A 17,385-nucleotide genomic window follows, 5' to 3' on the forward strand; every position below is an offset into this window, starting at 1 on the left:
ACTATTACATTTTGAATCAAAAGTAAGAAAATATTACTGTAAAAAAGAGAGAAAATCAAAAATTGCAAATCCTAATAAATAGATAAAAAATTTCGATTAAAGCAAATATAATCGTTATTTTGTGCAATCAAATTCAAAAACGATTATGTTGAAAAACACTCTCAAATACATTTCACTTTTATTGGTATTTTTAATGATGAGCTGTGCTAAAAGAGGCAGTATTACAGGCGGATTAAAAGATACGCTTGCTCCTGTTTTAAGATCAAGTTCTCCAGAAAATTTCAGCACTAATTTTAAAGCCAATGAAATCATTTTGACATTTGATGAATATGTAAAGCTGAAAAACCTAAACAAACAGCTGATCATTTCGCCCCCAATGAAGCATGAACCGCTTGTATTGCCAACAACCGCAAGCAAAATTATCACTATAAAACTAAAAGATACTTTACAGCCAAACACAACTTATAGTCTGAATTTTGGCGAAAGTATTGCAGACAATAACGAAGGAAATTCAATTCATCAGTTTAAATATGTTTTCTCGACTGGATCTTATATTGACTCACTTTCTATAAAAGGAATCGTCAAAGATTCTTATGAAAAATATGTAGATAATTTTGTCTCTGTTATGCTTTACGAAGTAAATGACAAATACAAAGATTCGGCTGTTTATAAAGAATTCCCGAGATATATTACCAATACACTGGATAGTTTGCGAACTTTTCAATTAGAGAATTTAAAGCCCGGAAAATATCTTTTAGTTGCCATGAAAGACAAATCAAGCAATAATAAATTTAATCCGAAAGATGACAAAATTGCGTTTATAAAACACCCAATTACAGTTCCAAACGATACTATTTTTGAATTGGAATTATTCAAAGAAAAATTACCGCTAAAAACTTTCAAACCAATTCAGGCTTCTGGAAACAGATTATTGCTTCCGTATGAAGGGAATATGAATTTCAAAGTTACTAAACCTAAAATTACGCTTAGAAATCACAACGAAGTTCTGGAAACTATTGTTACAGAATTTCCTAAAAAAGACTCTTTGCAAATTTGGTATAAACCAATAAAAGCCGATTCGCTGTCTCTGGAAGTTAATGCCGATAAATACAATAAGAAATTCGGTTTTAAAATTAAAGAATTGAAAAAAGATACGCTGAATATCAAACCGGTTCAAAATGGCGTGCTTAATTTTAGAGAACGATTCACATTAGAATCGGAAACACCGCTTGTGAAATTTGATAATTCAAAAATTTCATTGGTCAACAAAGATTCTGTTGCTGTAAAATTCACCACAGAATATGATGAGTTTGAGCAAAAATTATATTTTGACTTCAAAAAAGAACCTTTAGAAAAATATCGTTTTACAATAATGCCAGGCGCTCTGACTGATTTTTATGACAAGTCAAATGATACTTTATCTTATAAATTAACGACCAAAGAATTCGAGGATTACGGAAATTTAGTGCTGAATCTGCAAAATGTGAAGCGTTTTCCAATTATTGTTCAAATCATAAATAAAAGAGGAGACAAAGTTCTTGCAAGCGAATATTCTGAAGGTCAAACTAAGATTGAATTCAATTTAGTTGAACCCGAAGCTTTCTCAGTTCGCGTAATTTATGACGACAATAAAAACAAAGTTTACGATACTGGAAACTTCTTAAGCAAAACTTATTCTGAAGAAGTTTTTTATTTCCAAAAAGAAGTTGATGTCCGTTCCAATTGGGATGTTGATCAGCCTATTGATTTGAGTGTTCCTTTTAGCCCGGAAGTCGAGAAAAAAACGGACAAGAAAAAGCAAAAAGAAGCCGAAAAGAAACGAAAAGCTTTCTAGATTTTAATTTCAAAAACATCCTGATCACTTAAAAAATCAAGTTTTTTTCGGGTTTCAAGCATTTTATTTTTATCCAAATCAACGACAAAAACACCTTCAGTTTCTTGTGGTTCGAGAATATAATTCCCTAAAAAGTCAACCGCCTGCGAATGGCCAATATGCTCATAATTATTTGCGTCAATGCCAATTCTATTTACACCTACAGCGTAGCTTAAGTTCTCAATAGCACGCGCTTTCAGTAAAGCATCCCATGCATTGGTGCGTACCTTTGGCCAATTGGCAACATATAAAAGCAAATCGTAATTCTCTGTATTTCGGGCAAAAACCGGGAATCGGAGATCGTAACAAACCTGCAGGCAAATTTTCCAATCTAAATATTCAACGATTACTTTTTCTGTTCCCGCAGTATAAAATTGATCTTCTCCTGCCAAAGTAAATAAATGGCGTTTATTGTAAAACTGAATTTCTCCAGAAGGAAAAACAAAAAACATTCGGTTATAAAATTTTTCATTTTCAGTAATAACCAAACTTCCGGTAACGGCAGCATTTTTCTGCTTTGCTATTCCTTTCATCCATATAACAGTTTCTCCATCCATCGTTTCGGCAACAGCAGAAGGATTCATTGTAAATCCAGTTGAAAACATTTCTGGAAGGACAATAAGATTTACTTCTGATTCAATTTCGTTGATTTTTGAATCAAAATTTTCTCGGTTTTTAGACGGATTTTCCCAAAAGAGATCAGATTGGATTAAAGCAATTTTCATTTCAAACAATTTATTTTAATAAAAACAGAAAATACTCCGTTAGATTAGATGATAATCAAACTTGGAACATTCTTTTTATAAGGCTGCAATTTTTCGTGATCAGGTTCTTCCTCCGTAATCACATAATTAACTTCAGACAAACTGGCAATTTTCATTTTAAGAACCGTATTTAATTTTTCAGTAATAGTTAAAACCGCTGTTTTTCTAGAAGCTTGAATCATTGCCTTTTTTACCTGAACTGTTTCCCAATCAGAATCGGAATAACCGCCATCTACATCTAAAGCATTTGTTCCCAAAACCAAAAGATCCGCTTTTATGTTGGCCAATTGATGAAAAGCTTCTCCGCTCACACACATCTGACTATAAGAAGAAATACTGCCACCAATCATGATGATTTTAATATTAGGTTTATCTAAAAGTTGTACAGCAGTTAAAGCAGTAATTGTAAAAACGGTTAAATTAAGATCATTTGGAATTAAACGGATGAATTCACGAATCGTAGTTCCTCCGTCAACAATTAAAACCATTCCGTCATGAAGAAGATTTACAGCTTTTTGTGCAATAACCAGTTTGGCTTCAACGGCATAAGTCTGGTTCGATGAAGAATAGTGATATCCTTTTGTCATCGCACCGCCTTTTACTTTAATCAAAAGCGAGTCGGCATCGAGTTCATTAATATCACGACGAACAGTATCTTCAGAAACACCAAGTTTAGCTGAAAGCGTTTCAAAACTTACACGGGTGTGCAGATTGATTTCTTTTAGAATATGATTTTTACGTTCTTCTTTACTATAATTTAAAACTTCATTTTCAGTGCTCATGCCAATTGATTTTGTATTTACAAAAATACGCATTTCAACAAACAATTCATTGAAACCAGAAATGGTATTGACAATAAAAATTTTCAGCATAAAAGAATCTAAAACAGCTGAAATTTTAGAATCTGCTTTTAACTTCAAAACTGACTCAAAGAAATCAAATAGCAAAGTTGAATTTATTACAGATGTAAATTTTAAATCAAAAGAGGCCTACAAAATTTCAATTTCTTCCAAAAAAATAATTGTCACAGGCTCAGAAGAAGGACTATTTTATGCTGTTCAAAGTCTTTTGCAACTTTTGCCAAATAAACCATCGGATAAAAAGGAAATAAAATTACCTTTCATAACCGTTGAAGACGCGCCACGATAAGCTTACCGAGGATTACACCTAGATGTTTGCCGTCACTTTTTCTCCGTTGATGTTATAAAAAATTTTATCGCACAGATACACAGTTATAAATTAAACAACTTTAATTGGCGCATAACTGACGATAAGAGCTGAAGAATTGAAATAAAAAAGTATCCAAAATTAACCGAAGTAGATTCTAAAAGAGCACAGACTTTAGTTGGAAATAAATTCGAAAGATCCCCGATTTTTTTTATAAAATCATAAAATAAGTCCAAGCGGACGCAGAAGTTCTATCAATAAAAACATTGGTTCGAAATCCTAATTTAAAATCGGCTTTAGCCATAAAACCAACTAAAAAAGGATTGCAATATGATTATGATACGGGAACATTTCAACACGTTCAGGATTATTTGAAGGAACAATCAGCAGTGAAAAATGGAAAACAAAAACGGAGCGTTATATCGGTTTAAAATTTGACGGATATGTCTTTATTCCAGAAACTGCAAATTACACCATTTCGAAGCTTTCAGATGACGGATCCAAGCTTTTTATAGACAATAAACTGATTGTAAATAATAACGGCATTCATTGGCTAAATGAAGCTTACGGAGCCGTAAAATTAGAAAAAGGTTTTCACAAGCTCAACATCAGTTATTTTGGCCAGATCGGCGGCACAACCTTAAATTGTTTTATGCAGAAGGAAGGAAAAGAAAAACAGGAAATAAGTGCTTCGCAATTGTATTATGAATAGAAACAAAAAAAGCATCAGCCGTGGCTGATGCTTTTTTTTTATATATAAAAAGATATATTATCCTTTTAAACTTGCTGCTAAATACTCACGGTTCATACGTGCGATATTTTCAAGAGAAATTCCTTTAGGGCATTCAACTTCGCAAGCTCCAGTATTTGTACAGTTTCCAAAACCTTCCAAATCCATTTGGTGAACCATGTTTAATACACGGTCAACTGCTTCAACTTTACCTTGTGGCAATAATGCATATTGAGAAACTTTTGCAGAAACGAATAACATTGCTGAAGAGTTTTTACAAGTTGCAACACAAGCTCCACAACCAATACAAGCAGCAGCATCAAATGATTTATCTGCATCGTCTTTATTGATTGGAATAGTATTCGCATCAATTGTATTTCCTGAAGTATTTACCGAGATAAATCCTCCTGCATGCTGGATTCTATCAAAAGAACTTCTGTCAACAACTAAATCTTTAATTACTGGGAAAGCTTTTGCTCTAAATGGCTCGATAAAAATCGTATCACCATCTTTAAACATACGCATGTGTAACTGACAAGTTGTAACACCTCTGTCTGGTCCGTGCGCTTCTCCGTTGATGAATAAAGAACACATTCCGCAGATTCCTTCGCGACAATCGTGGTCAAATGCTACTGGCTCTTCTCCTTTGTTGATCAATTGTTCGTTAAGAACATCAAGCATTTCAAGGAAAGACATATCTGGTTCGATTCCATCAATAGGATACTCTACAATCCCTCCTTTATCTTGAGCGTTTTTTTGACGCCATATTTTTAATGTAAGTTTCATACCTTTTTCGTTTGAAAGTCATAAAGTCGAAAGTCGAAAGTCACTTGGCACATTTTGCCTTTTGACTTTAAGACTTTGGCTTTCGACCAAATTCTTATTTATAACTTCTTTGAACTAATTTAATGTTTTCGTAATTAAGAGGTTCTTTGTGTAATACTGCATCACTTGGTTTTCCTTTGTATTCCCAAGCTGCAACGTATGCAAAGTTATCATCATCACGAAGTGCTTCTCCTTCTTCTGTTTGGTATTCCTCACGGAAGTGACCTCCACAAGATTCGTTACGGTGTAAAGCATCTTTCGCGAACAATTCTCCTAATTCTAAGAAATCGGCAACACGAGTTGCTTTTTCTAACTCCTGATTAAATTCAAAAGCGCTTCCAGGAACTTTTACATCTTTATAAAACTCTTCACGTAAAGCAGCAATTTCTTCGATAGCTTCAGTTAAACCTTTAGCATTACGAGCCATACCTACTTTATCCCACATGATTTTTCCTAATTTCTTGTGGAAATAATCTACAGAATGAGTTCCTTTATTATTGATGAATTTATTAATTTGATCTACAACCGCTTTTTCAGCTTCAACGAATTCTGGCAAATCTGTAGAAATTTCTCCCATTTTAATATCCGGAGCTAAATAATCTCCAATAGTATATGGCAATACAAAATATCCATCAGCTAAACCTTGCATTAAAGCAGAAGCTCCAAGTCTGTTTGCTCCGTGATCAGAGAAGTTCGATTCTCCAATTGAGAAACATCCAGGAATTGTAGTCATCAAGTTATAATCAACCCAAGTTCCACCCATTGTGTAGTGAACCGCTGGGTAAATCATCATTGGCGTTGTGTAAGGATCCTCATCAACGATTTTGTAATACATCTGGAATAAGTTTCCATATTTACTTTTCACGATGGCAGCTCCTAATTTAGTTACCAAAGCAGCATCTTTATCATCTAAACCTTTTACGTAAGCATCTTCAGTTCCGTAACGTTTAATTGCTGCTGCGAAATCCAAGTAAACTGCTTCACCTGTTTTGTTAACTCCAAAACCAGCATCACATCTTTCTTTAGCTGCACGAGACGCAACGTCACGAGGAACTAAGTTACCAAAAGCAGGATATCTTCTTTCTAAGAAATAATCTCTTTCAGCTTCAGATAAATCGGTTGCTTTTTTCTTTCCTTCACGAATTGCCTGAGCATCTTCTAATTTTGCAGGAACCCAAATACGACCGTCATTACGTAAAGACTCAGACATCAAAGTCAATTTAGACTGGTGATCTCCTGAAACTGGAATACATGTTGGGTGAATTTGTGTGTAGCAAGGATTTGCGAAAAACGCTCCTTTTTTATGAATTTTCCAAGCTGCTGTTGCGTTACTTCCCATAGCATTTGTTGAAAGGAAAAATACGTTTCCGTATCCTCCAGAACCAATTACTACCGCGTGAGCAGAATGTCTTTCTATTTCTCCAGTGATTAAGTTACGAGCGATAATACCTCTCGCTTTTCCATTCACGATAACAATGTCAAGCATTTCGTGACGGTTGTACATTTTGATTTTTCCACGGCCAATCTGACGGTTCATTGCAGAATAAGCTCCTAACAATAATTGTTGTCCAGTTTGTCCTTGTGCGTAGAATGTACGAGAAACCAAAGTTCCTCCAAAAGAACGGTTATCTAAAAGTCCGCCATATTCACGAGCCAATGGCACACCTTGAGCCACACATTGGTCAATAATATTTGCAGAAACTTCAGCCAAACGGTGAACGTTTGCCTCACGTGCACGGTAGTCACCACCTTTTACAGTATCGTAGAACAATCTGTAAACGGAGTCACCGTCACCTTTATAATTTTTTGCTGCGTTGATACCTCCTTGTGCCGCGATTGAATGCGCACGACGAGGTGAATCTTGAAAGCAAAATGCTTTTACGTTATATCCTAACTCAGCCAAAGTAGCTGCCGCAGAACCTCCAGCTAAACCTGTACCAACAACGATAATATCTAAATTACGTTTATTAGCAGGGTTTACTAAATTAATATGATCTTTATAATTTGTCCATTTATCCGCTATAGGACCATTTGGAATTTTTGAATCTAATGCCATTATAATTGATATTAATTATTGAAATGATGAAATAATGCGATAATTATGAAAGCAGCTGGTACCACAACGGCAAAACCATGACCTACTTTACTTAAAAATCTTGAGTATTTGTTGTGCATTCCCATTGATTGAAGAGAAGATGCAAACCCGTGCCATAAGTGGAAACCTAAAAGCACAAAAGAAACGCAATACAATCCTGTACGAATTGGATCGTGGAATTTATGAACTAACTCTCCATAATACCTTGTAGCATCTGGCGCTGTACCTGCTAAATATTTATAGCTAAGTTCTGGAAACCAGAAATCATAAAAATGCAATCCTAAGAATGCCAAAATAACTAATCCAGAAATAATCATATTTCTAGAACTCCATGAAGCATTTGCCGCTCCATTATATTTCGCATAAGCAATTGGTCTTGCAGCGCTGTTTTGAGCTGTAAGTACAAATCCCATTACGAAATGCAAAATTACTCCGAATGCCAGAACTGGTTGCATTACATATTGTATCAACGGATTGTAACCCATAAAATGAGAAACTTCGTTGAAAACGTTTTCACTCAAAATAGAAATAAAATTTAAGGAAACATGCAGCGCTAAAAACGTGATTAAGAATATTCCCGAAAGAGCCATAGCCACTTTCTTTAAGATGGAAGCATTCAACTGTGCAGATTGTGCCATAAGTGTTAAGTAGTTTGTTTTAAAAAATTACACAAAAATAACTCAAATACAAAAGAACTACAACCATTTCGTTGTTATTTATAATCATTTTAAAATAGACTACGCATACGTATTTTTACGTATAAATTTAGTATAACAAACCTAAAAAATTGCTTTACAGTCACTTTCTCCTAATTTTAATACGTATTCAGATTACTAAAAATTTATCATATTGTTATTTTATTCAAAGTTTTGATTTGTTTTCTTCAAAAGTGCCGGCTGTACTTAATTTTATCTAAGCAAAAAATTGTCATTCCATTACATAGTTTTACCTTTAGCGGCTCAAAAAAATAAGAATGAAAACAGGAATTGATGCTATCTCTTTTGATGTAGCAAACATACATTTACCCATAAAAACTTTGGCCGTTGCCAGAAATATTGAACCCGAAAAATTAGAAAAAGGTCTTGGATTGCTTAAAATGACTTTTCCAGACGTTCATCAGGATGCTGTTGTTTTTGGAGCAAATGCTTTAACCAAACTTATCATTGACAATAAAATCAACTTAAACGAAATAAGCCGAATCTATGTTGGTACCGAAAGCGGCATCGACAGTTCAAAACCAATTGCTTCTTATCTAATTAATTTAATGGAGCAAAAATTTGGCGAAGATTCTTTGGCAGAATGTGATGTTGTCGATTTTACTTTTGCCTGTATTGGCGGTGTTGACGCGCTGCAAAACTGTCTTGATTTTGTAAAATTGAATCCGACTAAAAAAGCAATTGTGGTTGCCACTGATTTTGCAAAATACGATTTAAATTCGGGTGGAGAATATACACAAGGTGCCGGAGCTGTTGCCATGTTAGTAACTGCAGATCCAAAAATTATCGCGTTTGATGACAATTGGACAACAAGCACAAAAGGCGTTTTTGATTTCTTTAAACCTTACAGAACTATTTCTAAAGAAGCGATTACGAAAAATGAAAATAACGATCCGTGGTTTGATAATTTAGAAGCTGAAATCGAAATCCATAAAGACCAGCCGGTTTTTGACGGGCAGTATTCCAACCAATGTTATATGGATCGTACGCGAAATGCATACTTTTCATTCAAGAAATTAAAAAATACAACTGAAACTTTATACAATACTTGGCACAGCATTGTAATGCATTTACCTTATTCTTTCCAGGGAAGAAGAATGTTATCTGAAATTTATGCTTTAGACAGTGCCGAGAAAATTATTGCCGATGATATTGCACCTGCAGATTATCAGACAAAAATTAAAGAAGTAGCAAAATCTGATGATTACAGAAGTTTTGTAACTGAGAAATTACAGCCTGCAGAATTGGCTTCTTCATTAATTGGAAACCTATACACAGGTTCTATTTTCATGGGATTATTATCGACTTTAGCTCATTTTTATGATACGAACAAAGAAGTTGCCGGAACTAAATTTGGTTTCTTAGCTTACGGAAGCGGATCGAAATCAAAGGTTTTTGAAGGAACAATTCAGCCAGAATGGAAATCGGCTTTAGAAAATGTGAAGCTTTTTGAAAATTTAGCTGCAAGCGTAGAAATTGATTTCAACACTTACGAAAGTCTTCATAAAAAAGAACAAAAACAAAGCGTAAGAATTCCAAAAAACGAATGGGTTTTAGACCGAATTGAAAAAGAGATTCCAGTTTTGATTGGAGCGAGATATTATAAATGGATTGATTAAATAACAAAACCCGAAACTAAATTGTTTCGGGTTTTGCATTTTATTGCCATAAATCAATTTGAAAATCGGCTTTATCCAAAATTACTTCTTACCAAGGACTTTCTTCCGTTTCATCTTCAATATCATTACTGAAAAATTTTCCTGTAGGCGCATTGTCATCTGTTAAAGTGTGTTTAATGATAAAAGACGCAGCACTTTCAACGGTTCCAGGACCATTATGATGATTAAAATCAGTTGCAGTATAACCCGGATCAATTACATTTACCTTAAATGGTAAATCTTTCAACTCGTAAGCCAATATAATTGTGTAAGTATTTAAGGCAGCTTTCGAAGTTACATAACTAGTCGCCTTGTAATCGTAATATTTCCAGCTTGGATCACTGTGCAACGTTAAAGATCCAAGGCCAGAAGTAATATTGCTGATTCTTGGACTTTCCGACTTTTTAAGCAATTCTAAAAACACCTGTGTAACACTAATTACACCAAAGAAATTGGTATCAAAAACATTTTGAATATCTTTTATTGATGCATCTGAAGTCTTTTGAGGAAACACTCCACTAATCCCGGCATTGTTAATTAAAATATCCAATTTCCCCTGCTCGATTTCAACAATATTCTTTGCTGCTAAAATCGAATCGGAATTTGTAACATCAATTTCGATAGCCTGAATATTCTCAAAACCATTTTCCTTTAATTCTTTTACCACAGCCTTACCTTTTTCTAGGTCGCGACTTCCTAAATAGACAAATAATCCTTTTTTCGAAAGCTGTTTTACTATTTCCAAACCAATACTTCTGTTGGCTCCTGTTATCAATACTGACTTCATTTTTTACTATTTAAAATTAACCATACAAAGGTGATTGGTTTAGAAATGAAATCATTTGCCATTTGGCAAAAAGCAATTTTCATCGGATGTTTTTTCTAATTCTGCTCAACGAAGATTGTGTCATACCCAAATAGGAAGCAACATAAGAAAGCGGAATACGATTAATAGCATTGGGATAAATTTTCAAAAACATCAAATAGCGTGTCGCAGCATCTTCTGTAACCAAAGGACTTCTTCTTTCGACTTTCTGTATTAAGGCTCTTGAAATAATTTTATTTACAATAGTATTCCACGGAATAATGATATCCAAAAGTTCCTTCCAGTCTTTTTTAGAAAAAACGATAAGTTTACAATCAGTCACCGCCTGTACATAACAATGGGAACAAATGTCATTATTGAAGCTTTCCAAATCAACTACCATATTGTTTTCATCAATAAAATATTTGGTAATTTCATCGCCTTTGTTGTTGTAATAACAAACTCGAACAATACCATCCAATACAAAACCAACTTGTTGCGCAATTTTTCCCGCTTCCGAAAAATATTCATCTTTTGGAAGTTCCAGCACAACCGCTTTTTTGGCAATTAAGTCAATTTGCTGTTGGTTCAAATCGCCATACTGCAAGATATAATCTATAAACTCTTTCATAACTGCAAGTTACTTAAAGTTATTTTTACTCGATTTGTCATTTGGCAAAAAAAAATCAATCCTTCTTATCCTGTTGTTCTGTTTGCACAAAACTTCCATTAATTGACCGATCTTCGGCATTCATTCCGTTTGCCATTCCCAACATAAAGGCAGTAATTATGATTATAAATTTTCTTTTTATCCAATGAAGAAGTGGTCGATTAGACTTTTCTAAACGATTATTATTTTGTTTATACATTTTGAAAATGATAAATGATTAGACATTATTGTATCATCTTATGCCTAAAAAAGACATAAAGCTTAGAAATAAAATTCCTTAAGCAGTGTATAAACTTTTATATGAATTATTTGAAGTAATTATTTCATTTGCAAAAACAGCTTGGTTTACAAATGAATTAATTTGTTGATGAAGAAGTGTTTGCCATTTTAATACAACATGAATTTGAAAACTAAAAACGGCTTTTAACTGAATATAAGTAACCGGAATTAAAAACGGAGTTTTAATTCCCGATTTCAATTGATTGAAGAGGTATAAACGAGCGTTCTTAAAATCTAATTTTCTACCAAAAGCAACTTGCGAAACCTGATAATATTCTGCTGATTTTGATTGAGAATCCAAAATACCATCATTTGCAATCATGGCAAAAACCAGAAAGAGTGAAATGAAGTATTTTAGATATTTATTCAATTGATTTTATTTTTGAGTGTCAGATTATTTAAACGAAAATACAAATTCCAAATAGAAAACCGAAGCAAATTGCTTCGGTTTTTTTATCACACACAGTTTGTCATTCTGAGGAACGAAGAATCACATTAGGAGCTCGACAAAGATTGGCGATCTAGCATGTGGAATTTCTTGTGTGATTCTTCGTTCCTCAGAATGACAAGATTGCGCAAAAACCTTTGTCAAAAGATTCTTTATCAAGTCAATGGCTTTTCAATCCCTTTTTTATGTAGCAAATACCCCAAACCAAAAACAAAAACAGCACAGCTTAAAAGCATATAAATTCCATCTTTCAAAATAAAAAACGAAAACCCGATGGATGCTGAACTCAGAATAATCATTAAAACAATTACAAAATTCGTTTTAATAAAACGCAAAGCATGCAAGCTCAACCCAATAAAAAGCAAAGAAGGACCAACAACTATAAAAGGATAAAAAATCGCTGGCGTTTTACCAATCTGAATGCTTAATGCCTCTTTTGCAATTTCATCGGTTCCAAAACTTGACATTACAAAGTCAATTGTGCAGAGGCCAATGTGAGCAATAACACCCAAAGCTGTTGCAATTGAAGCGACAAAACTCCAAGTGTTTTTTGGAAATACGTCGTTAAATGACAATAAAAAACAAGCACCGATTAAATTAAACCAATGCGCGAAATCTATTGGTTTTTGAAAATTGGGAAAAACTTTAGCAAAGAATAAATAACTGATCAGGAAAAATAATAATCCGAGAAGGCAAAGCTGTTTTGTTTTCATAATTTATTTTTAAAATTGATGAAGCAAAACTAAAATGAAAAACCAGCTTAAATGCCTATTTTACTGGCTTAGGTACGAAATATATGGTTTTAGGTACGAAATTATAATGCTAATAAAGTCTCTTTATAATTTTTAGAAACTGGAAGTTCAATTTGAGTCAAAATAATAGTATTTGCATTTCTCCAGGATTTAAAATGTATTGGATTTATTAAATGCGAACGATGAATTTGAACCAAAAAATCGAAATCGTCCTGCACTTTTTTGAGAGAAGATCGAATAAGTTTCGACCGAAGTTTATCATTTTCAAGATAAAAAATCTCAACATAATTTTGTGCATTCGAAATACAGACTAAATCCGCTTTTTTGATTTTTAGAACATCTAATTTATTTTCTCCCTTAAAGAGTAAAACATCCTCTTTTATGGGAATTAATTTTATCAAATATCTTCTTGCCAGAATAATTACGGGAGTCAAAATCAAAGCAACCTTTATAAATATTACCGAAAAGAATTCTGAAAAATCATATCCGCCATTCAAAATTGGACTTTTATAATAAGTGTAAATCCCAATTAAATAGATAAAATAAAAAAAGACAATACTTCCAATTTCTAAAACAAGATTCCATTTTGATATTCTTAAGTAAACGGTTTTTTGAATGAAAGTCAAAACAACGTAACACAAAAAAGCCACTACACTAAAGCCTGAACTAATTAAAAACCACGCTCTAAAACTTATTGTTCCGTCGTCAAAAGGTTTTATAATGAAAGCAAAAATGAAAAGCCATAAACCAATCAGCAAACCAATAATTAGATTTTGTTTTATGGAAATATTGAGCTGTTTCACTTTTTTAGTTCGATTTTAAAGTTTCATTTCCATAATGGGCATGAAACGGTTTTTTATGGAAGTTTCAAATTCTCCAATTTTTACAAATCCCATTTTGGCGTAAAACTCCTCCGCATTTGGTTCTGAGTCGAGAATTATTCTTTCTGTTTTTTCTTCTTTCATTCGGCTTAAGAAATCGAGAAGCAAATGCTTTCCAAATCCTTTGCCGATATGTTCTGGCAAGATAAATAAATTATCAAGCTTTACCTCTTTTTCATTTTCAAAAATATACGAATAATAGCCTATAATCAAATCATTATCGACCAATTTAAAAACGGTATTTTCTCTGATATAATCTTGCGAGATGGTTAAGTTTTTATCCCATTTTTGAATTTGTTCTGCCGAATATCCCCAATAGGCTTTTGACTTTTTGGTTATTGTTGTTAGGATTTCGTTGTCGGTTATATTGGCTTTTTGAATTATCATTGGTTTGAAAAAATATATTTAAAATTAAACCAACAAGGTTTCTTAAGAATCTTGTCATTTCGACGAAGGAGAAATCTTCGCAAGTAACTCTGCAACAATAATCCAATCTTTGTCGAGCTTCTCGCGAAGATTTCTCCTTCGTCGAAATGACAAATCATGCGGACATACTTGATGATTAATAATAAATCGTAAACTTATTATGACTCAACGTAAAACCAAGATTCTCATAAATCGCTACATTCTCTACTCGCTTTTTATTTGTGGTTACTTCAATACTTTTTAAATTATTCTGATGACCAAAACTTAAAATCTCATTTATTAATAACCTTCCAACGCCCTGACCACGGTAGTTTTCATGAATAAAAAACTCCTGAATTTCACCAACCAATCCGCAGTGATGCAATAGATTTTGGGTATGAAAACTAATAAAACCTACACCTTCCTTTTCGTTTTCGGCAATGAGATAAAGATTTTTTGGGTTTGAAATATTTTCATTGAAAATTGCTTTGAAAACTTCGAAATCTAAAACTTCATTTTCGAGTTCGCAGATTGATTTGTAGACGAAGTCTAAGTCTGGTTTTTGGACTTTTCTAATTCTGACGTTTGAGTTCATAAAACTTATCTATGCGTGCATGAATTGCAAATTTGCGTTATCGGACTTATTTTTCCTCACGAAAATACTGATCTGATATCGTATACATTAAATCATTAAAGTTTAAATCTTTATTTTTGATTAAAAAAAAACCTTTTTCTTTTTTGTACTCGACGCCATATTCCGTAAATAGTTTCTCCAATCTTACTTTATCATAATCTTTATAATTAATCAATGGTTTAAACTCTCCATAGCGATTGGCCTTATATAATATAAATTGAGAATATGAATTTTCATACTGATTATTGATGAAAAGCAAAAGCACTACAATGGTAAACACAAGAAATATTATTCTAATATTTACCAAATGTCTTTTCTTAATAAGTGTCTTTAACATCATGATATTTCGTTTAGCGCTCCATTTCGTCCTGATTCTATGAAATCAAATTTAACATTTAAATGCAAGAAGAAATTACAAAACTTTGCATTTATCAATGAACTTTATCAGCCTTCTTTTTATTTTTTATCTGAATAAAATCGAAATCTGCTTCGAGATCGCTTCTCAAACTCACCACCGCTTTTTTCATGAAATGAAACACAATTGCAATCATTAGAACAAAAACAATTGTAACATTTCTAAAGAAAGTCAAAAATGAATCTGCAAAATGAGAATGCCACGCAATCAAAAACCCAACATACAATACCACCAATACTATTGGTCCAAAAACATTACCATCGTTAAAAGCGGTAACTTTTGTACTTACTGAAACGACATTATCTTCGATATTAATCTTTCCAATCGCGATTGAACTGTTGTTATTAAGAAACTCATAACGCTTTCTTATTCTGAAATTATCTTTATAAACAGATCCAATATAATCATTATCACCGTCAATAAATTTGTCAAACTGTCTCGAAAAAAGATCACTGGAAGAACCCTTATCTACCATTTCCCTAAAAGATTCAAAAAAAACATCTTTATCCATTTCGAACACGTAATCAAATTGCTCTTTCAGTTTTAATTTTTCAAAAATTGTTGCCATGTAATTCTTTGTATGATTTATTTATGAAGATATCTTAAAATTATTCTTAGTGTTTATCATTTCAGACACAGATCTTAAATGTGATGGACAATATACAAATTCCTACAATTGAAAAAACTTGTTTTTTATATAAACAATAAAGTTCTTATGAAACCGATTTTCGCGTGAGGGATTGAGGCAGTATCCTTTTATTTGTCCCGATAGCTATCGGGGCGGAATAAAAGATATAGCCGAAAGCTCGATTCGCCACGGCGAACACGCCCAAATAATTTTTAATCCGTTTAGTTTTTTTCATGAAGTGTTTAGGTTCTCTCATTAAAATTTTATGAAACAACCTAAACACTTCATGATAGAACCTAAAAAGAGAACCCAAAACCTAAAAATGACAGATTCTCTTGCTCTTTACAAAAAAACCGAAGCATTAGATGCTCCGGTTTTTTATGTTGATTTTTATAATTATTCTTTACCTTCTAATTCAATATTAAAATGCCATTCATGTTTAATCCAAACACTTGCATCATCAAGATTATTTTTTTTGCTAATTCTGGATTCTCCTGAATAACCGCTATTAAAACAGAATCCGCTTCCCGTCTTATCGTTAGCTGAACTACTTGCCATAATGCCCAACTTTTCGCCATCAACTAAATACCAATAAAAACTATAGGTTTTATTAGCTTCCAAATAAAGATTAAGTTTTTGCAAATCAAACGGAATAAAACCTCCGCTGAAATTTGCTGAAACCTCTGTAGTGGTAGTAGCTAAAACAGTAAGATTTGCATCTTTAATAATTAATTTCACCGTTACTGGCTTATTGTATTTTTGTTTGTCCTGGTCATATGCAAATCCTTCACGAAGATGAATACTAAAAGTAGAAAGAACTAAATTTTTATCGACTATTACTACTTGTCCGGTTCCTACATTTCTGTCGTAAGCTACTATATCCGGAGCGTTAGTTCTATTATCACCGCCAAACCATTTCCATGAATTTGCTTCAGAACATGATCTTGATTTAACAACATCCATATACTGCAACTTTACCTGATAAACTTTCTCTACTCCAGATTCAGATTTAACTGTAAAATTTACTGGCGAAGAATAATCTTTTATGGTTTTAGGATCAGGTGTTATAGTAGCATGCTTTGAAAATTTTACTTCTACATTTAAATTTTTAAGATCGTTACTTTCAGGTATTCTCTTTGTTACCAATCCTGTTTCTTTATTAATATCACCACTTATTGATATATTAGGAGTCTTAACATTTAATTCTAAAATAAAATTATCTGTACTTGGTTCTCTCGATATATCTACAGCATAATTTTTAATATCACCATTTTCGGCTGTAACCACAAAAGCCAATGGCCCGTTAATCATTTTAATTGTTGTTGGATCTGGGCTTATTTTTGCTCCTTTCGGAATTAAAATTGCGACACTTATATCAGTTAACTCAAAAGTACTTTCAACTTTGCCGGTAATGGAGCTTTCAGCAATAGTAAATTCTTTCTTGGTGCCTTCTTTGGTAATACTAAAAGATTGAATTGTATTTTCTGCACTTAGTTTCTCTTCAGAAACGCACGAGAACATTAAAAGAGAAAAAAATAATACGGTAAATTGGTAGATTTTTGTTTTCATAATTTGAGGTTGTCTTATATTTTGCAAATATTACTTTTTATAAAATGCTTTTTTTACGGGAAACCACATTT

The 17,385-nt window shown here is 32.9% G+C and carries 21 protein-coding genes; 6 read left to right on the plus strand and 15 right to left on the minus strand.

Features of this window, described 5'->3' with window-relative positions:
• Window positions 1–145 precede the first annotated feature (145 nt).
• Window positions 146–1,834, plus strand: a complete 1,689-nt coding sequence (locus GKZ88_RS15680; protein ID WP_155103301.1) for an Ig-like domain-containing protein — start codon at window positions 146–148, stop codon at window positions 1,832–1,834.
• Here GKZ88_RS15680 and GKZ88_RS15685 read toward each other — a convergent pair.
• Window positions 1,831–2,598: a nitrilase family protein gene (locus tag GKZ88_RS15685; RefSeq protein WP_155103302.1), complete on the minus strand. Its 768-nt coding sequence runs from the start codon at window positions 2,596–2,598 to the stop codon at window positions 1,831–1,833. The two genes, GKZ88_RS15680 and GKZ88_RS15685, sit on opposite strands and share 4 nt — an antisense overlap.
• 44 nt (window positions 2,599–2,642) lie before the next feature.
• Window positions 2,643–3,509 (minus strand): DeoR/GlpR family DNA-binding transcription regulator, encoded by an 867-nt coding sequence (locus tag GKZ88_RS15690; RefSeq protein ID WP_230392530.1) that lies wholly within the window; start codon window positions 3,507–3,509, stop codon window positions 2,643–2,645.
• On the opposite strand from GKZ88_RS15690, the gene GKZ88_RS22520 reads away from it, so the two are divergent.
• From GKZ88_RS22520 to GKZ88_RS22535, 4 genes are all read left to right on the plus strand, one after another.
• Window positions 3,487–3,786, plus strand: coding sequence for a glycoside hydrolase family 20 zincin-like fold domain-containing protein (locus tag GKZ88_RS22520; protein ID WP_230392531.1), 300 nt, complete (start codon window positions 3,487–3,489; stop codon window positions 3,784–3,786). The two genes, GKZ88_RS15690 and GKZ88_RS22520, sit on opposite strands and share 23 nt — an antisense overlap.
• Before the next feature lie 54 nt (window positions 3,787–3,840).
• Window positions 3,841–3,918 (plus strand): hypothetical protein, encoded by a 78-nt coding sequence (locus tag GKZ88_RS22525; protein ID WP_347343887.1) that lies wholly within the window; start codon window positions 3,841–3,843, stop codon window positions 3,916–3,918.
• Window positions 3,919–4,070: 152 nt separating this feature from the next.
• The gene (locus GKZ88_RS22530; protein ID WP_230392532.1) at window positions 4,071–4,235 is read left to right on the plus strand and encodes a hypothetical protein; all 165 of its coding nucleotides are present in this window, start codon (window positions 4,071–4,073) and stop codon (window positions 4,233–4,235) included.
• A 20-nt stretch (window positions 4,236–4,255) separates the two neighbouring features.
• Window positions 4,256–4,516: a PA14 domain-containing protein gene (locus GKZ88_RS22535; protein ID WP_347343888.1), complete on the plus strand. Its 261-nt coding sequence runs from the start codon at window positions 4,256–4,258 to the stop codon at window positions 4,514–4,516.
• 57 nt (window positions 4,517–4,573) lie between these two features.
• Here GKZ88_RS22535 and GKZ88_RS15700 read toward each other — a convergent pair whose 3' ends face one another.
• The 3 genes from GKZ88_RS15700 to GKZ88_RS15710 all read right to left on the minus strand — a co-directional run bounded on the left by GKZ88_RS15700 (window position 4,574) and on the right by GKZ88_RS15710 (window position 8,092).
• Window positions 4,574–5,320, minus strand: coding sequence for a succinate dehydrogenase/fumarate reductase iron-sulfur subunit (locus GKZ88_RS15700; protein WP_133526171.1), 747 nt, complete (start codon window positions 5,318–5,320; stop codon window positions 4,574–4,576).
• 94 nt (window positions 5,321–5,414) lie between these two features.
• Window positions 5,415–7,415: a fumarate reductase/succinate dehydrogenase flavoprotein subunit gene (locus tag GKZ88_RS15705; RefSeq protein ID WP_155103304.1), complete on the minus strand. Its 2,001-nt coding sequence runs from the start codon at window positions 7,413–7,415 to the stop codon at window positions 5,415–5,417.
• An 11-nt stretch (window positions 7,416–7,426) separates the two neighbouring features.
• A complete protein-coding gene (locus tag GKZ88_RS15710) occupies window positions 7,427–8,092 on the minus strand; it encodes a succinate dehydrogenase cytochrome b subunit (RefSeq protein WP_155103305.1) in 666 nt (221 codons plus the stop codon).
• Window positions 8,093–8,427: 335 nt separating this feature from the next.
• Between GKZ88_RS15710 and GKZ88_RS15715 the strand changes: the two genes are divergently transcribed.
• Window positions 8,428–9,789: a hydroxymethylglutaryl-CoA synthase gene (locus GKZ88_RS15715; protein WP_155103306.1), complete on the plus strand. Its 1,362-nt coding sequence runs from the start codon at window positions 8,428–8,430 to the stop codon at window positions 9,787–9,789.
• An 88-nt stretch (window positions 9,790–9,877) separates the two neighbouring features.
• Here GKZ88_RS15715 and GKZ88_RS15720 read toward each other — a convergent pair whose 3' ends face one another.
• The 10 genes from GKZ88_RS15720 to GKZ88_RS15765 all read right to left on the minus strand — a co-directional run bounded on the left by GKZ88_RS15720 (window position 9,878) and on the right by GKZ88_RS15765 (window position 17,314).
• Window positions 9,878–10,615, minus strand: a complete 738-nt coding sequence (locus tag GKZ88_RS15720) for an SDR family oxidoreductase (protein WP_155103307.1) — start codon at window positions 10,613–10,615, stop codon at window positions 9,878–9,880.
• 79 nt (window positions 10,616–10,694) lie between these two features.
• Window positions 10,695–11,264: a Crp/Fnr family transcriptional regulator gene (locus GKZ88_RS15725; RefSeq protein ID WP_068842082.1), complete on the minus strand. Its 570-nt coding sequence runs from the start codon at window positions 11,262–11,264 to the stop codon at window positions 10,695–10,697.
• A 316-nt stretch (window positions 11,265–11,580) separates the two neighbouring features.
• Window positions 11,581–11,952: a hypothetical protein gene (locus GKZ88_RS15730; protein WP_155103308.1), complete on the minus strand. Its 372-nt coding sequence runs from the start codon at window positions 11,950–11,952 to the stop codon at window positions 11,581–11,583.
• Between the two features lie 233 nt (window positions 11,953–12,185).
• Complete coding sequence (locus GKZ88_RS15735; RefSeq protein WP_155103309.1) at window positions 12,186–12,743, minus strand: hypothetical protein; 558 nt, start codon at window positions 12,741–12,743, stop codon at window positions 12,186–12,188.
• Window positions 12,744–12,844: 101 nt separating this feature from the next.
• Window positions 12,845–13,585, minus strand: a complete 741-nt coding sequence (locus GKZ88_RS15740; protein WP_347343884.1) for a LytTR family DNA-binding domain-containing protein — start codon at window positions 13,583–13,585, stop codon at window positions 12,845–12,847.
• Window positions 13,586–13,600: 15 nt separating this feature from the next.
• A complete protein-coding gene (locus GKZ88_RS15745) occupies window positions 13,601–14,050 on the minus strand; it encodes a GNAT family N-acetyltransferase (protein ID WP_155103310.1) in 450 nt (149 codons plus the stop codon).
• A 175-nt stretch (window positions 14,051–14,225) separates the two neighbouring features.
• Entirely contained in the window at window positions 14,226–14,663 is a 438-nt protein-coding gene (locus GKZ88_RS15750; protein WP_155103311.1) for a GNAT family N-acetyltransferase, read from the minus strand.
• A 46-nt stretch (window positions 14,664–14,709) separates the two neighbouring features.
• Window positions 14,710–14,982: a hypothetical protein gene (locus GKZ88_RS15755; RefSeq protein WP_196216485.1), complete on the minus strand. Its 273-nt coding sequence runs from the start codon at window positions 14,980–14,982 to the stop codon at window positions 14,710–14,712.
• A gap of 151 nt (window positions 14,983–15,133) precedes the next feature.
• Entirely contained in the window at window positions 15,134–15,685 is a 552-nt protein-coding gene (locus GKZ88_RS15760; protein WP_155103313.1) for a hypothetical protein, read from the minus strand.
• A 456-nt stretch (window positions 15,686–16,141) separates the two neighbouring features.
• Window positions 16,142–17,314, minus strand: a complete 1,173-nt coding sequence (locus tag GKZ88_RS15765; protein WP_155103314.1) for a DUF5018 domain-containing protein — start codon at window positions 17,312–17,314, stop codon at window positions 16,142–16,144.
• Window positions 17,315–17,385: the final 71 nt, after the last annotated feature.

Source organism: Flavobacterium sp. LC2016-01, from assembly GCF_009711135.1.
Classification (GTDB): domain Bacteria; phylum Bacteroidota; class Bacteroidia; order Flavobacteriales; family Flavobacteriaceae; genus Flavobacterium.

Bases quoted from the DNA above. Each gene is read 5' to 3' on its own strand.
- GKZ88_RS15765 (WP_155103314.1), bottom strand. From the start codon at position 17,314: ATGAAAACAAAAATCTACCAATTTACCGTATTATTTTTTTCTCTTTTA.
- GKZ88_RS15700 (WP_133526171.1), bottom strand. From the start codon at position 5,320: ATGAAACTTACATTAAAAATATGGCGTCAAAAAAACGCTCAAGATAAA.
- GKZ88_RS15680 (WP_155103301.1), top strand. From the start codon at position 146: ATGTTGAAAAACACTCTCAAATACATTTCACTTTTATTGGTATTTTTA.
- GKZ88_RS15710 (WP_155103305.1), bottom strand. From the start codon at position 8,092: ATGGCACAATCTGCACAGTTGAATGCTTCCATCTTAAAGAAAGTGGCT.
- GKZ88_RS15720 (WP_155103307.1), bottom strand. From the start codon at position 10,615: ATGAAGTCAGTATTGATAACAGGAGCCAACAGAAGTATTGGTTTGGAA.
- GKZ88_RS15725 (WP_068842082.1), bottom strand. From the start codon at position 11,264: ATGAAAGAGTTTATAGATTATATCTTGCAGTATGGCGATTTGAACCAA.
- GKZ88_RS15745 (WP_155103310.1), bottom strand. From the start codon at position 14,050: ATGATAATTCAAAAAGCCAATATAACCGACAACGAAATCCTAACAACA.
- GKZ88_RS15760 (WP_155103313.1), bottom strand. From the start codon at position 15,685: ATGGCAACAATTTTTGAAAAATTAAAACTGAAAGAGCAATTTGATTAC.
- GKZ88_RS15685 (WP_155103302.1), bottom strand. From the start codon at position 2,598: ATGAAAATTGCTTTAATCCAATCTGATCTCTTTTGGGAAAATCCGTCT.
- GKZ88_RS15750 (WP_155103311.1), bottom strand. From the start codon at position 14,663: ATGAACTCAAACGTCAGAATTAGAAAAGTCCAAAAACCAGACTTAGAC.
- GKZ88_RS15715 (WP_155103306.1), top strand. From the start codon at position 8,428: ATGAAAACAGGAATTGATGCTATCTCTTTTGATGTAGCAAACATACAT.
- GKZ88_RS15735 (WP_155103309.1), bottom strand. From the start codon at position 12,743: ATGAAAACAAAACAGCTTTGCCTTCTCGGATTATTATTTTTCCTGATC.
- GKZ88_RS15690 (WP_230392530.1), bottom strand. From the start codon at position 3,509: ATGCTGAAAATTTTTATTGTCAATACCATTTCTGGTTTCAATGAATTG.
- GKZ88_RS15705 (WP_155103304.1), bottom strand. From the start codon at position 7,415: ATGGCATTAGATTCAAAAATTCCAAATGGTCCTATAGCGGATAAATGG.